Raw genomic sequence first — 14,251 nt, 5'->3', positions numbered from 1 at the left:
GCGCGCGCCTGCGTTCGCAGCGACGCCGGCCGCGCGGCCTCAGTCGGCCGCGGCGGCGGGCTTGGCGGCCGGCTTGGCCTCTACCTTGGGCGCTTCCGACTTGGCCGCCGGCGCCGGGCTCGCGGCGGCCTCGCCCGCGGGCTTGGCCGACTCGCCGCCTTCGGCCAGGTTGCGCTTCTTGTCGCCGTCCTTCTTGAAGTCGGTTTCGTACCACCCGCTGCCCGCCAGGCGGAACGCAGGCGCGGTGAGCTGACGCTTGACGGCCGCAGCGTCGCAGGCCGGACAGGTCTCGGGATCGGGATCGGAGAGCTTCTGCAGGCGGTCGAAGCTGTGGCCGCAGTCGGCGCAGCGGAAGGCGTAGATCGGCATGATGGAAAGAAGGCAACCTTGACTGGGCGTGGACATGGGGGCGCCGGCGACCGGATCAAGTCCGCCGCATGCGACCGTGGCGCGTTCGCGCCGCTGCCCGACGCCGCGCCTCTCGGTTACCTCGTTCGCGCGCGACGCTACGCACCGCGCGCGTAGGCAAGGGCCAACTCGCTGGCGCGACGGACCACGGCATCGCGGGCCGCGCCGTCGAGCGCCGAGCCCTGCAGATAGCAGGCCAGCAGCCACGGCCGCCCGCCATCGGCGGGCCACAGCACGCCGATGTCGTTGCTGATGCCGCTCGCGCCTCCGGTCTTGTCGCCGACCCGCCAGCCTGCGGGGGCGGCGGCGCGGATGCGTGCATCGCCCGTGCGGTTGCCGATCAGCCAGTCGGTCAACTGCAGACGCGAAGCCGGTGACAGCACGTCGCCGAGCACGAACCGCTGCAGATTGCCGGCCATCGCCTGCGGGCTGGTCGTGTCGCGCGGATCGCCGACCGCGAACACGTTGGCGAGCGGCTCGTTGCGGGCGCAGACCGTCACCGCATCGCCGGCGGCGCGCAGGAACGCGGTGAGCCCGACCGGGCCATCGACCAGCGGCAGCAGCAAGTTCGCCGCCGGGTTGTCGCTCCAGACCATCGTGGCCTGGCACAGGTCGCGCACGGTGAGGTCGCGCCCGACATGCCGGCCGGTCACCGGCGCATGCTCAAGCATGTCGGCCTCACGCACCGCGAGCCGCTGGTCCAGCGACAGCGTGCCGCGATCGACCCGTGCGAGCACCGCCGAGGCCAGCAGGGCCTTGAAGGTGCTGGCCATCGGGAAGCGCTCGTCGACCCGGTGCCCGAACTGCACACCCCAGGCGCCGTCGCGCAGCAGCGCCACGCCGAGCCGGCCACCGCTGGCCGCTTCGAGCGCGGCCAGGTCCGGCGCCGCGGCGATCGCGTCGGGTCTCGTGCCCGCCCCCGCGGCGCGCGCCTGGGCCGGCAATGCGGCCATCGGCAGCGACAGAGCGGACAGGCCGGCGAGTTTCAACAGCGCGCGTCGCGATGCCATCGGGCAATCTCCGAGATTGGGTGAGCGCCGATTCTCGTGCCCGCGCGGCGGCGGCCACCAGCGCGAAGAATCGGGGGCAGCCATGAGCCATATCGATGGCGGAATGGCGATTTGCCCCAATCAGCGCCCGGAATGCGATCATCGATCGATCCCGCTCACCCCTGCCGCCATGTCGCGTCCGCCGCTGCCACTCAACGCGTTGCGCGCTTTCGAGGCCGCAGCGCGCCATCAGAACTTCACCCGCGCCGCGCTCGAGCTGTGCGTCAGCCAGGCCGCTCTCAGCCACCAGATCCGCAGCCTGGAAGATCGCCTGGGGGTGCGCCTGTTCCATCGCCTGCCGCGCGGCGTCGCGCTGACCGACGAGGCGAGCGCGCTGTACCCGGTCCTCAACGACGCCTTCGACCGCATCGCCACCGCGGTCCAGCGTGCCGGCGGCACCGCCGAGCGCCAGGTTCTGAGCCTGGGGGTCGTCGGCACTTTCGCCACCGGTTGGCTGCTGCCGCGGTTGCCGGCGTTCGAGGCCGCGCATCCGGAACTCGAACTGCGCCTGCAGACCCACAACAACCGCATCGACCTGGCCAGCGAAGGTCTGGATGCCGCGGTGCGCTTTGGCGACGGCGACTGGCAGGGCCAGGCCTGCATGCCGATCGTCGACACACTGTTTGCGCCGGTCTGCGCGCCTGCATTGGCACGCCGGCTGGCGAGCCCGCGCGACCTGGATCGCACGACGCTGCTGCGCTCCTACCGCGGCGACGAGTGGCCGCGCTGGCTGCAGGCGGCCGGCGCCGGCACGCTGGACGCGCGCGGGCCGGTCTTCGATTCGTCGCTGGCGCTCGCCAGTGCCGCAGCGGCCGGCGCCGGCGTGGCGCTGCTGCCGCTGGCGATGTTCGAACGCGAACTGCGCGAAGGCCGGCTGGTGCAGCCCTTCGACACCGGTATCGCGCTGGGCCGCTATTGGCTGACCCAGCTGCGCTCACGGCCGGAACCGGCGCCGCTGCGCCAGTTCCGCACCTGGCTGCAGGCACAGCGGGCGCTCACGCCAGCGCCTGCGCCCTGACCCGCCGCTATCGCGGTGTGCCGGCGGTCAGTAACCCCAGGGCGTCGGCGGGGCCGCGACGGTCTTGGTCAGGTCGAACTCGACCTGGAACTTGCGCCCGCCGGGGCGGGTGAGTTCGTAGACGAACCGCTCGCCGGGATGGATTTCCATCGCCCAGGTGTTGGTGACCGAGTCGTTCAGGCCTTCCTTCTCGAACAGCGCGATCGACTCGGCATCGACCGGGAATTCCTGGCGCTGGTCGGTGCCGGCATTCTGGGTCTCGCCGCCGTACATCGTCACCGGGTCCTCGCTGCCATCGGGCTTGCGATGGTCGTGCTTGAGCCGGAGGCCGTGCTCGGTGCGGGTCAGGATCCAGGTGCGCGAATGGTCGTCGCCGACATGGAAAGGAATCCGCAGTTCGTGCGTCTTGTCGCTGCAGCCGCGCACATGCATCACCAGCTCTTTGCCCTCGAACGGATCGGGCGCGGCGTCGGCGGCCGGCGCCGGCTCGTTGGCGACGATACGGCCAGCGAAGGCCTCGCCGCAGTGGCGCGCGATCGCCGCCAGGAACGCGTCGGCGGGCACGTGCTCGCGCGCGGCAGCTTCGGCGGCGGCCGCAGCGGCGGCGTCGGCGGTCGGATTGGCCGGCGGCGGACGGGTGTCGGCGGCCGGTTCGGTGTTACCGCAGGCGGCGAGCACGAGGGCGGCGGCCAGGGCGGTCGGAATCAGGAGTCGGTTCATCGCGCAACCCTACCCGCCCATGCCGCGCAACGGCAACCCGGGGTTGCCCGGGTTGCCGATCAAGCGTCGTAGAGGGCCAGCAGCTCGGCCTCGGCCGTCTCCAGCTCGTCGCGCAGCGCGGCCTGGCGCTGGCCCAGCTCGGCCACGCGCGGGCCGTCGGCATAGGTGGCCGGGTCGGCCAGCGTCGCGTCGATCCGGGCCAGTTCTGCCGCAAGGTCGGAGACCCGCGTCTCCACCTTCTGCAGCCGATGCGGATTGACCTTGGGACGCGGCGCCGGCGAGGCCGGCGGTGCCTCGGCGACGGGCGTGGCGGCCGGGGTGCGCAGCTCGCCGGCATTGCCGCGCGCGCGCAGCCACGCCGCGTATTCGTCGAGGTCGCCATCGAAGGGCACGACCTTGCCATCGGCGACGCGCCAATAGATGTCGCTGACCAGGCCGATGAGGTGGCGATCGTGCGAGACCAGCACGATCGCGCCGGGAAAGTCGCTCAGCGCCTCGGCCAGCGCCTCGCGCATCTCCAGGTCGAGATGGTTGGTCGGCTCGTCGAGCAACAGCACGTTGGGCTGCAGCCAGGCGATCAGTGCCAGCGCCAGTCGCGCGCGCTCGCCGCCCGAGAAGCCGTCGATGCTCTCGAACGCGCGGTCGCCAGGAAAGCTCCATTTGCCCAGGAAGTCGCGGAAGGCCTGGGTGGCGACATTGGGCGAGAGTTCGCGCAGGTGGTCGATCGGCGACGTGCCGGCGACCAAGGATTCGACCGTATGCTGGGCGAAGTAGCCGATGCGCAGGTCCGGATGCGCGTAGCGCTCGCCGGCCAGCAGCGGCAGGTCGCCGACCAGCGACTTGACCAGGGTGGATTTGCCGGCGCCGTTGGGGCCCAGCAGGCCGATGCGGTCGCCGGCCTCCAGGCCGAACCCCACCTTGTCCAGAATCACCACCTGCCCGTCGGCCGACCGATACCCGCAGACGCCGTCGTTGATGCGCAGCAGCGCATGCGGCAGCTTCAGCGGCTGCGGGAAGTCGATCCGCACCTCGCGCTCGGCGCGCACCGCTTCGGTGTCGGCGAGCTTGGCCAGGCGCTTGACCCGCGACTGCGCCTGCTTGGCTTTCGCCGCACTGGCCTTGAAGCGGTCGATGAACTTCTGCAGATGCGCGCGCTCGGCCTGGGTCTTCTCGTGGGTGATCTGCTGCAGGCGCAACTGCTCGGCGCGCTGGCGCTCGAACGCGGTGAAGTTGCCGGTGTAGAGCTTCGCGCCGCCGCCATGCAGGTGCAGGGTGTGGGTGCAGACGTTGTCGAGGAACTCACGGTCGTGGCTGATCAGCAGCAGCGTGCCGGGATACTTGAGCAACCACTGCTCCAGCCACAGCACCGCGTCGAGGTCGAGGTGGTTGGTCGGCTCGTCGAGCAGCAGCAGGTCGCTGGGCGTCATCAGCGCGCGCGCCAGGTTCAGGCGCACGCGCCAGCCGCCGGAGAACGTGGCGACCGCGCGCTGATGGGTCTCGGCCGGAAAGCCCAGACCGTGGAGCAGCTTGCCGGCGCGTGCCGAGGCGTCGTAGGCGCCGAGCTCGGCCATGCGCACGTGGGCCTCGGCCACGGCCTCCCAGTCCTCGGCGGCCATCGCATCGGCCTCGGCCTTGAGCACGCCGGCGACCGCGGCATCGCCGCCCAGCACGAACTCGATCGCCGGGTCGGGCAGCGACGGCAGTTCCTGGGCGATGCTCGCCACGCGCAGCCGGTTGGGCAGGTCGAGGTCGCCGCGGTCGGCTTCCACTTCGCCGCGCACGGCCGCGAACAGCGACGACTTGCCGGCGCCATTGCGGCCGACCACACCGGCGCGCCAGCCCGAATGCAGAGTGAGGTCGACGTCGGACAGCAGCAGGCGTTCGCCGCGCCGCAGGGCGAAATTCTTGAAAGAGATCATCCGCCGATTTTACAGGAGCCGGGGCCTCGGCCCGCCGAGGCCCGCGATCGTCCCAAAAAGGGAACAATCGAAACCTATTCCTGGCCGCATTGACGCCCGTGAAACGCGCCTGTTAAATCGGCATTAACACCGCCCCCCACGCCCGAGGTTCGTCATGCCCCGCCATCGCCTCACCCTTGCCCTGCTCGCCGCATTGCTGCCCGCCGCTCCCGCCGCGCTCGCGCAGGACGTCGACGCCCAGACACGCACCTCCACCCTCGACACGCTGATCGTCACCGGCACCCGGGTCAGCGACCGCACGGTCGCCGAATCGCAGTCGCCGATCGACATCATCACTGCCGAGTCGCTGCAGGCCACCGGCACCACCGAACTGGCGACCGCACTGGCACGCGCGCTGCCGTCGCTGAACTTCCCGCGGCCGGCGCTGGTGGACGGCTCCTCGGCGATCCGCCCGGCGCAGTTGCGCGGCCTCTCGCCCGACCAGGTGCTGGTGCTGGTCAACGGCAAGCGCCGCCACGCCTCCTCGCTGCTCAATCTCAACGGCACGATCGGCCGTGGCTCGGCGCCAGTCGACCTCAACACGATCCCGGTCTCTGCGATCGAGCGCGTGGAGGTGCTGCGCGACGGTGCCTCGGCCCAGTACGGCTCGGACGCGATCGCCGGTGTGGTCAACATCGTGCTCAAGGGCGCCTCGCAGGGCGGCAGCCTGGCGGTGAGCCTGGGCCAGTACTCGGCCGGCGACGGCACCCAGCACCAGATCGCCGGCGACACCGGCCTGGCGCTGGGCGAGCGCGGTTTCCTGCACCTGTCGGCCCAGGTCGGCCAGCAGGAGGCGACCAATCGTGCCCGCCCATTCACCGGCACACCCGGGCCGACCCAGCCCGCGCTCGGGCAGAAGGCATTCGTGATCGGCGAGCCCGAAGTCGACTTCGGCGCCGTCGGCTTCAACACCGACATCGCCCTGACCGATGCGATCAGCCTCTACGGCTTCGGGACCGCCAGCAACCGCGATGTCACCTCGTTCGCGTTCTTCCGCGCCCCGACCAACCCGACCCAGAACATCCGCAGCATCCACCCCGACGGCTTTCTGCCCGAAATCAACAACATCTCCAAGGACCGCTCGATCGTCGCCGGCCTCAAGGGCCACACCGCCAGCGAATGGAACTGGGACCTGAGCTACAACTACGGCTACAACCGGCTGGAGTTCTATACCCGCAACACGCTCAACGCGAGCCTGGGGCCCGATTCGCCGACCTCGTTCTACGACGGCGCGCTGGAGACCACGCAGAACATCGTCAATTTCGACATCAGCCGGCAGTTCGACTGGGGCCTGGCCTATCCGGTGACGCTGGCCTTCGGTGCCGAGGGCCGCAACGAGAAGTGGAACCAGTCGCCGGGCGAGCCGGGCTCGTACATCGATGCGGGCGCGGGCGTACCCGGCGCGGCGGCCGGCGCGCAAGGCTTCGGCGGCTTCGCGCCCGGCATCGCCGGGGCCTACGACCGCGACAGCCACGCGGTCTACGCGAATCTGGAGGCCGATCTGACCGAGAAATTCTCCGCCGGCTTGGCCGCGCGCTGGGAGGACTACGACGATTTCGGCAGCCAGTTGTCTGGCAAGCTGTCGGCGCGCTACGCGTTCACTGATGCGGTCGCGCTGCGCGGCACGGTGTCGAGCGGCTTCCGCGCACCGTCGCTGGCCCAGCAGTACTTCCAGACCGTGAGCACGGTGTTCCTGCCGGGCATCACCACGCCGTTCGAGATCCGCACATTCCCGGCCAGCAGCGCGGTCGCGCAGGCCTTCGGCGCCGAGCCGCTCAAGCCCGAGGAATCGCTGTCCTACAGCCTGGGCCTGGTGCTGCAGCCGGTCGACAATCTCTATGTCACGGTCGATGCCTACCAGATCGACGTCGACGACCGCATCGCGCTGTCGTCGAACCTGACCGGCAATGCGGTGCGGGCGCTGCTTGAATCGCAAGGCATCTTCGGCGTCAACGGTGGCCGCTACTTCACCAACGCCATCGACACCCGCACCCGCGGCGTTGACGTCGTCGGGACCTACCGCTGGGACCTGGCGGCCGGCAGCCTCGACCTGACCGCCGGCTACAACCATTCCAAGACCGAGATCACCCGGATCGCCGACAACCCGGCGGCGCTCGAGGCGATCGGTGTGGACCTGGAGCGCATCGACCGCGTCGAGGCCGGCCGCATCGAGCAGGGCTTCCCGCGCAACAAGCTGCTGCTGGCCGGGACCTGGAACGCCGCCGACTGGGGCTTCTCGCTGTCGACCACCCGCTACGGCAGCGTGCGCACCACGCCCAACAACCCGGCGCTGGACCAGAAGTACGGGGCCAAGTGGCTGGTCGACGTGTCGGCGACCTACAAGCCCGGCGAGAACTGGGCCCTGACGCTGGGCGCCGACAACGTGCTCAACGAGTACCCCGACGAGAACATCTTCGGCAACTCGACCAACGGGCAGTTCCCGTACAGCAACCTGTCGCCGTTCGGTTTCGGCGGCGCATTCGGCTACGCCAAGATCGCCTACACCTGGTGATGCCCCGCCCGGCGCCGGCGTGGCGCCGGGCCTCCAGCGCGCTGTCGTCGTGTGGGCGACGGCGCACCGATGTCTGCCGTCGAGACCGTGACGGCACGCCTCGCCACGCCCGCATGCCTGCGGGCGCGGGTTGCCTGGATACGGATGCGTCGGCGACACTGCAATACTTGTCCCCCACACTTCGCCGATGCCGCACAACACCGACCTGATCAACATCGTCGCCGTCGGCCTGGGCATGGCCTTCGTGTTCGGCGCGCTCGCCAACCGGCTCCGGCTCTCGCCGCTGGTGGGCTATCTGGTCGCAGGCATCCTCGTCGGGCCGTTCACGCCCGGCTTCGTCGCCGACCAGGCGCTGGCCGACCAGTTGGCCGAGATCGGCGTGATGCTGCTGATGTTCGGCGTCGGCCTGCACTTCTCGCTCAAGGACCTGCTCGACGTGAAGTCGATCGCGATCCCGGGCGCGTTGACCCAGATCACCGTGGCCACCCTGCTGGGCTGGGGGCTGGCGGCGCTGATGGGCTGGCCGACCGTCCAGGGCATCGTGTTCGGTTTCGCGCTGGCGACCGCCAGCACCGTGGTGCTGCTGCGGGCGATGGAGGAACGCCGGCTGCTCGACACCACGCGCGGCAAGATCGCGGTCGGCTGGCTGATCGTCGAGGACCTGGCATGCGTGATCGCACTGGTGCTGATGCCGGTGCTGGCCGACGTGATGCACAGCACCGGCGGCGAGGAGACCACGGTCGGCTCGGTGCTGTTGAGCGTGGGTTGGACGCTGCTCAAGGTCGCGATGTTCGTCGCGGTGATGCTGCTGGTCGGACGCCGGGTGATCCCATGGGTCCTGGAGCGCATCGCCGGCACCGGCTCGCGCGAGCTGTTCACGCTATCGGTGCTCGCGATCGCGCTGGGCGTGGCCTTCGGCTCGGCGGCGATCTTCAGTGTGTCGTTCGCGCTCGGCGCGTTCTTCGCCGGCATGCTGCTCAACGAGTCGGAACTCAGCCACAAGGCCGCGAACGACTCCCTGCCGCTGCGCGACGCGTTTGCGGTGCTGTTCTTCGTCTCGGTCGGCATGCTGTTCGACCCGCGCATCCTGCTGGTGCACCCCTGGCAGGTGCTGGCGACGGCGCTGATCATCATCTTCGGCAAGTCGGCGGCCGCGTTCCTGATCGTGCGCGCGTTCAAGCACCCGACCAGTACGGCCCTGACGATCTCCGCCAGTCTGGCGCAGATCGGCGAGTTCGCCTTCATCATCGCCGGGTTGGGCGTGGCGCTGGACATCCTGCCGCCCGATGGCCGCTCGCTGGTGCTCGCCGGCGCGCTGATCTCGATCATGGCCAACCCGCTGATCTTCGGCCTGCTCGATAGCTGGCAGGCGCGTCGCGCAGCCGCCACCGCGGCGTCGGCGCCCGAGCCCGCGCAGCCGGTCCAGGCGATTCCGGCCGACCTGCGCGGCCACGCGATCCTGGTCGGCTACGGGCGTGTCGGCCGGCAGTTGGCCGAACTGCTGCAGCAGCGCGAGGTGCCGCTGGTGATCATCGAAGACGACGCGGACCTGGTGCGCAAGGCGCGCGACCGCGGCCTGCTGGTGGTGCGCGGCAACGTCGCCTCCGAACCGGTGATGCGCGACGCCGCCCCCGAGCGCGCGGCGCTGGCGATCTTCGCGATTCCCCAGGCGCTGGAGGCCGGTGAGGCGATCGAGCGCATGAAGGCCATCAATCCGGGCATCACCGTGCTGGCGCGCGCGCACAGCGATGGCGAGGTCCGCCATCTGCTCGAGCACGGCGCAGACGGCGCGGTGCTGGCCGAGCGCGAACTGGCCTATTCGCTGGCCGAGATGGTCATGTCGACGCCGCCGTTCCGCCCGGTGCGCCCGGGCAGCGACGCGGCCACACCGCCGGCGCCGCAGCCGGGCTGAGCGCGCCGCAGGATCAGCGCAGTTCGGCGTCGAGGTAAGGCGCCAGGCGCGGCCACGCGAATTCGAAGCCGGACGCCAGCAAGCGCGCCGGCAGCACACGCTGCCCGTCCACCAGCAGCGTGGCCATCTCGCCCAGGCCCAGCGCCAGCGCGCGGGCCGGTACCGCCAGCAGCACCGGACGCCGCAGGGCATCGGCCAGTGCGCGCGTGAAACCGGTGTTGTCCACGGGCTCGGGCGCCGTGAGATTGAACACGCCGACCGGCGCCTGCGGCTCGCCACGCAGATGCGCCTGCAGCAACGCCCGAACCGCCGACACCCAATCCTCCCGTGCGATCCAGCTCAGCATCTGGCGGCCGTCTCCAAGCCGGGCCCCAAGGCCGAGCCGGAACGGCGGCAGCAGCCGCTGCAACATGCCGCCGTCGGGATGCAACACCACGCCGGTCCGCAGCCGCACCACCGGCACGCGATCCTCGGCGGCGCGGGCGGCGATTTCCCAGTCCTCGCACAGCCGATGCTGGAACTCATCGTGTGGCGCGCTGTCCTCGTCCAGCGGCAGATCGCCCTGGGCACCGTACCAGCCCACCGCCGAGCCACTGAGCAGCACCTTCGGCGGGACATGCGCCGAGCCGATCCAGTCGACGAGCACGCGCGTGGGAATCAGGCGACTGTCGCGCAGCGCCTGCTTGCGCGCCGCGCTCCAGCGACGCTCGGCGATGCCCGCGCCGGCCAGATTGACGACCGCATCGAAACGGTCGTCCGACCACAATGCAGCGTAATCGCGGACCTCGACACCGTCCGGGGCCGGTGTCGACGCCCGGCGCGAGAGCCAGGTCACGCGCGCGCCGTCGCGCTGCAGGGCGCGGGTCAATGCGCTGCCGAGAAAACCGCTGCCGCCGGTGATCAGGATGTGCATGCGAGGGCCCCTGCCGCGTTGCCTGAATGCTGCCGCAGAAACGGGGAAGCGGGCGTCAAGGCAGGGGCGCTTGGACGGATCGGACGATGGCGTCCGGGGAAGGCCCCCCACCCGGCGCGCTTACGCGCGCCGACCTCCCCCTCGGGCGGGGGAGGTGTCCGTATTCGCTCGCGCCGAGACCACGCGACAGGTGGAGAGGTGCAGGCTGCGGGCGCGCCAGCGGGGGTCAGGCCTTTGCGAAGCCCAGTTCGCCGCCAGCGACGTCGACTGCGATCGTGTCGCCGCTGGCGAACTCACCGGCGAGGATGCGCGAGGCCAGCGGGTTCTCGAGCTGCTGCTGGATCGCACGCTTGAGCGGACGTGCGCCATAGACCGGGTCGAAGCCGACGTTGCCCAGCAGGTCGAAGGCCGCATCCGAGACCTCGATGCGCAGCCCGCGCTCGGCCAGGCGCTTTTCCAGCCCGCGCATCTGGATCTTCGCGATCTCGCGGATCTGCGCCTTGCGCAGCGGGTGGAACACGACGATGTCGTCGAGCCGGTTGATGAATTCGGGCCGGAAATGCGCCTGCACCACGCCCATCACCGCCGCCTTCATCTGCGTATAGGCCTCGGCCGAGTCGTCGCCGGCGAGTTCCTGGATCTGGTGCGAGCCGAGGTTGGAGGTCATCACGATCACCGCGTTGCGGAAATCCACCGTGCGTCCCTGGCCATCGGTCAGGCGGCCATCGTCGAGCACCTGCAGCAGGATGTTGAAGACGTCGGGATGTGCCTTCTCGACCTCGTCGAGCAGGATCACGCTGTAGGGCCGGCGGCGTACCGCCTCGGTCAGGTAACCGCCTTCCTCGTAGCCGACGTAGCCCGGAGGCGCGCCGATCAGCCGAGCGACCGAATGCTTCTCCATGAACTCGCTCATGTCGATGCGCACCATCGCGTCCTGGCTGTCGAACAGGAACTCGGCCAGGGCCTTGCACAGCTCGGTCTTGCCCACGCCGGTCGGGCCCAGGAACAGGAACGAGCCGGTCGGCCGATCGGGATCGGACAGACCGGCCCGCGAACGGCGCACCGAATCGGAGACGACCTTGATCGCCTCTTCCTGGCCGACCACGCGCGCATGCAACTGCGACTCCATCGCCAGCAGCTTCTCGCGCTCGCCCTCGAGCATCTTGCTGACCGGAATGCCGGTCCAGCGCGCGACGACCTGCGCGATCTCCTCGGCGGTGACCTTGTCCTGCAGCAACTGGAAGCCGTGGGTTTCGGCCTCCTGGGCGGCCTTGAGCTGCTTCTCCAACTCCGGGATGCGCCCGTACTGGATCTCACTCATGCGCGCATAGTCCTGCGTGCGCTGGGCCGATTCGAGGTCGAGCTTGGCGGCCTCGATCTGCTCCTTGATCTTGGTCGCCCCCTGCACGGTGGCCTTCTCGGCCTTCCAGATCTCCTCCAGGTCGTTGTACTCGCGCTCCAGGGTCCCGATCTCGGACTCCAGGTCGGACAGGCGCTGCCGGGACTCGGCGTCCTTTTCCTTCTTCAGCGCCTCGCGCTGGATCTTGAGCTGGATCAGCCGGCGCTCCTTGCGGTCGAGCTCCTCGGGCTTGGAATCGATCTCCATGCGGATGCGGCTGGCCGCCTCGTCCATCAGGTCGATGGCCTTGTCGGGCAGTTGGCGATCGGCGATGTAGCGGTTGGACAGCGTCGCCGCGGCCACGATCGCCGGATCGGTGATCTCCACGCCGTGATGCACGGCGTAGCGCTCCTTGAGGCCGCGCAGGATCGCGATCGTGTCCTCGACGCTGGGCTCGCCGACGAACACCTTCTGGAAGCGGCGCTCGAGCGCGGCGTCCTTTTCGACGTACTTGCGGTACTCGTCGAGCGTGGTCGCGCCGATGCAGTGCAGCTCGCCGCGGGCGAGCGCGGGCTTGAGCATGTTGCCCGCGTCCATCGCGCCGTCGGCCTTGCCGGCACCGACCATCGTGTGCAGTTCGTCGATGAACAGGATGATCTGGCCCTCGTTCTTGGCCAGGTCGCTGAGGACGCCCTTCAGGCGCTCCTCGAACTCGCCGCGGTACTTGGCCCCGGCGATCAGTGCGCCCATGTCGAGCGAAAGCACGCGCTTGCCGCGCAGGCCTTCGGGCACTTCATTGTTGATGATGCGCTGGGCCAGGCCTTCGACGATCGCGGTCTTGCCCACGCCCGGCTCGCCGATCAGCACCGGGTTGTTCTTCGTGCGCCGCTGCAGCACCTGCACCGTGCGCCGGATCTCCTCGTCGCGCCCGACCACCGGGTCGAGCTTGCCGCTCTCGGCGCGCGCGGTCAGGTCGATCGTGTACTTCTCCAGCGCCTGGCGCGCGTCCTCGGCGTTCTCGTCCTGGACGCTCTCGCCGCCGCGGACCTTCGCGATCGCGGCCTCGAGCCGGGCCTTGTCCGCGCCGGCCGCCTTCAGCGCCTTCCCCGCGTCGCCGCCATCGTCGAGCGCGGCGAGCACGAACAGCTCGGAGGCGATGAAGGCATCGCCGCGCTGCTGGGCGAGCTTGTCGGTGACGTTGAGCAGGCGCGAGAGGTCGTTGCCGACCGACAACTGGCCGGCCTGCCCGGTCACCTTGGGCATGCGCTCGAGCGCCTCGGTCAGCCGCTCGCGCAGCACCGGCACGTTGACGCCGGCCTGGCCCAACAGCGGCCGGGTGCCGCCGCCCTGCTGATCGAGCAGCGCCAGCAGCAGGTGCGCCGGCTCGATGAAGTTGTGGTCGCGGCCCACGGCCAGCGACTGCGCATCGGCCAGCGCCTGCTGGAAACGCGACGTGAGCTTGTCCATCCGCATGACGGGAATCCTCGAAGAGAGAAGGCCGGCGCCTGCCGGCGATGTCCTCCAGATGCGGGCGAAGCGAGCGGTTGCAAGCGCCCGCCCCCGCAGAGCGCGCCCCGGCAGGCGCCGAGCCATCGGGCGTCCTCACCCGGCACTTGCGCGGTGGCCGGCAGGATGCGGACTGATCCCGCCCGGAGCCCGCCCGCATGCAGTACCGCCTCTACTACTGGAACGGCATCCAGGGGCGCGGCGAGTTCGTGCGCCTGGCGCTGGAGGACGCGGGCGCCGACTACATCGACGTGGTGCGTGAGCAGGGCGACACTGCGATGACATCGTTCCTGGCCGGCCGCGCGATCGGCCTGCGCCCGTTCGCTCCCCCATTCCTGGAGGCTGACGACCAGGTCATCGCCCAGGTCGCCGCGATCCTGTATGTCCTCGGGCCGCGGCTGGACCTGGTGCCCGACGACGCCGCGCGCCGGCTGCAGGCGCTGCAACTGCAGCTCACGATCGCCGACCTGGTGACCGAGGTCCACGACAGCCACCACCCGATCGCCAGCGCGGCGTACTACGAGGACCAGAAGGACGCCGCTGCGCGTCGGGCGGCCGACCTGCGCCAGCACCGCCTGCCGAAGTTCCTCGGCTACTTCGAAGCCTTACTCGGGCAGGCCGGCGGCGCGCACGTGCTTGGACGCCATTGCTATGTCGACCTGTCGCTGTTCCAACTGCTGCGCGGCCTCGACTACGCCTTTCCCGAGGCGATGGCGTCGCTGTCGCCAACGCTGCCGCGGCTGCGCGCGCTCGAGGCCCGGATCGCCGAGCGTCCGAACATCGCCGCCTATCTGGCCTCGACACGCCGGCTGCCGTTCAACACGCAAGGGATCTTCCGCCACTACCCGGAACTCGACGGCGCAATTACCCCTTTGGACACGTGACACGCCACACGGATTCACATCGGTTTATCGCC

The 14,251-nt window shown here is 70.1% G+C and carries 10 protein-coding genes; 4 read left to right on the top strand and 6 right to left on the bottom strand.

Features of this window, described 5'->3' with window-relative positions; all coding sequences use genetic code 11:
• Positions 1–39: 39 nt before the first annotated feature.
• Both ABE487_RS13365 and bla read right to left on the bottom strand, forming a co-directional pair.
• Positions 40–369 (bottom strand): zinc ribbon domain-containing protein, encoded by a 330-nt coding sequence (locus ABE487_RS13365; RefSeq protein ID WP_346447254.1) that lies wholly within the window; start codon positions 367–369, stop codon positions 40–42.
• 137 nt (positions 370–506) lie between these two features.
• Positions 507–1,418, bottom strand: a complete 912-nt coding sequence (gene bla, locus ABE487_RS13360) for a class A beta-lactamase (protein WP_346447255.1) — start codon at positions 1,416–1,418, stop codon at positions 507–509.
• Between the two features lie 169 nt (positions 1,419–1,587).
• On the opposite strand from bla, the gene ABE487_RS13355 reads away from it, so the two are divergent.
• A complete protein-coding gene (locus ABE487_RS13355) occupies positions 1,588–2,475 on the top strand; it encodes a LysR substrate-binding domain-containing protein (protein ID WP_346447256.1) in 888 nt (295 codons plus the stop codon).
• Between the two features lie 27 nt (positions 2,476–2,502).
• Here the strand turns inward: ABE487_RS13355 and ABE487_RS13350 are convergent, their stop codons facing one another.
• Both ABE487_RS13350 and ABE487_RS13345 read right to left on the bottom strand, forming a co-directional pair.
• Complete coding sequence (locus ABE487_RS13350) at positions 2,503–3,195, bottom strand: hypothetical protein (RefSeq protein WP_346452099.1); 693 nt, start codon at positions 3,193–3,195, stop codon at positions 2,503–2,505.
• Between the two features lie 59 nt (positions 3,196–3,254).
• On the bottom strand, positions 3,255–5,114 hold the full coding sequence (locus ABE487_RS13345; protein WP_346452100.1) for an ABC-F family ATP-binding cassette domain-containing protein: 1,860 nt from the start codon (positions 5,112–5,114) through the stop codon (positions 3,255–3,257).
• Between the two features lie 154 nt (positions 5,115–5,268).
• On the opposite strand from ABE487_RS13345, the gene ABE487_RS13340 reads away from it, so the two are divergent.
• The gene (locus ABE487_RS13340; RefSeq protein ID WP_346452101.1) at positions 5,269–7,665 is read left to right on the top strand and encodes a TonB-dependent receptor; all 2,397 of its coding nucleotides are present in this window, start codon (positions 5,269–5,271) and stop codon (positions 7,663–7,665) included.
• A 187-nt stretch (positions 7,666–7,852) separates the two neighbouring features.
• Entirely contained in the window at positions 7,853–9,577 is a 1,725-nt protein-coding gene (gene ybaL, locus ABE487_RS13335) for a YbaL family putative K(+) efflux transporter (protein ID WP_346441605.1), read from the top strand.
• A 13-nt stretch (positions 9,578–9,590) separates the two neighbouring features.
• Here ybaL and ABE487_RS13330 read toward each other — a convergent pair whose 3' ends face one another.
• Both ABE487_RS13330 and clpB read right to left on the bottom strand, forming a co-directional pair.
• Positions 9,591–10,490 (bottom strand): TIGR01777 family oxidoreductase, encoded by a 900-nt coding sequence (locus ABE487_RS13330; RefSeq protein ID WP_346441606.1) that lies wholly within the window; start codon positions 10,488–10,490, stop codon positions 9,591–9,593.
• A 226-nt stretch (positions 10,491–10,716) separates the two neighbouring features.
• Positions 10,717–13,302, bottom strand: a complete 2,586-nt coding sequence (gene clpB, locus ABE487_RS13325; protein ID WP_346452102.1) for an ATP-dependent chaperone ClpB — start codon at positions 13,300–13,302, stop codon at positions 10,717–10,719.
• Positions 13,303–13,493: 191 nt separating this feature from the next.
• Between clpB and ABE487_RS13320 the strand changes: the two genes are divergently transcribed.
• The gene (locus ABE487_RS13320; RefSeq protein WP_346452103.1) at positions 13,494–14,219 is read left to right on the top strand and encodes a glutathione S-transferase; all 726 of its coding nucleotides are present in this window, start codon (positions 13,494–13,496) and stop codon (positions 14,217–14,219) included.
• Positions 14,220–14,251: the final 32 nt, after the last annotated feature.

It is taken from the genome of Luteimonas sp. TWI596 (genome assembly GCF_039674105.1).
GTDB lineage: Bacteria > Pseudomonadota > Gammaproteobacteria > Xanthomonadales > Xanthomonadaceae > Luteimonas.
This window is presented reverse-complemented; position numbering and strand designations above follow the sequence as displayed.

Coding starts and splice junctions, on each gene's coding strand:
- ABE487_RS13365 (WP_346447254.1), bottom strand. CDS start 369: ATGCCGATCTACGCCTTCCGCTGCGCCGACTGCGGCCACAGCTTCGAC.
- bla (WP_346447255.1), bottom strand. CDS start 1,418: ATGGCATCGCGACGCGCGCTGTTGAAACTCGCCGGCCTGTCCGCTCTG.
- ABE487_RS13355 (WP_346447256.1), top strand. CDS start 1,588: ATGTCGCGTCCGCCGCTGCCACTCAACGCGTTGCGCGCTTTCGAGGCC.
- ABE487_RS13350 (WP_346452099.1), bottom strand. CDS start 3,195: ATGAACCGACTCCTGATTCCGACCGCCCTGGCCGCCGCCCTCGTGCTC.
- ABE487_RS13345 (WP_346452100.1), bottom strand. CDS start 5,114: ATGATCTCTTTCAAGAATTTCGCCCTGCGGCGCGGCGAACGCCTGCTG.
- ABE487_RS13340 (WP_346452101.1), top strand. CDS start 5,269: ATGCCCCGCCATCGCCTCACCCTTGCCCTGCTCGCCGCATTGCTGCCC.
- ybaL (WP_346441605.1), top strand. CDS start 7,853: ATGCCGCACAACACCGACCTGATCAACATCGTCGCCGTCGGCCTGGGC.
- ABE487_RS13330 (WP_346441606.1), bottom strand. CDS start 10,490: ATGCACATCCTGATCACCGGCGGCAGCGGTTTTCTCGGCAGCGCATTG.
- clpB (WP_346452102.1), bottom strand. CDS start 13,302: ATGCGGATGGACAAGCTCACGTCGCGTTTCCAGCAGGCGCTGGCCGAT.
- ABE487_RS13320 (WP_346452103.1), top strand. CDS start 13,494: ATGCAGTACCGCCTCTACTACTGGAACGGCATCCAGGGGCGCGGCGAG.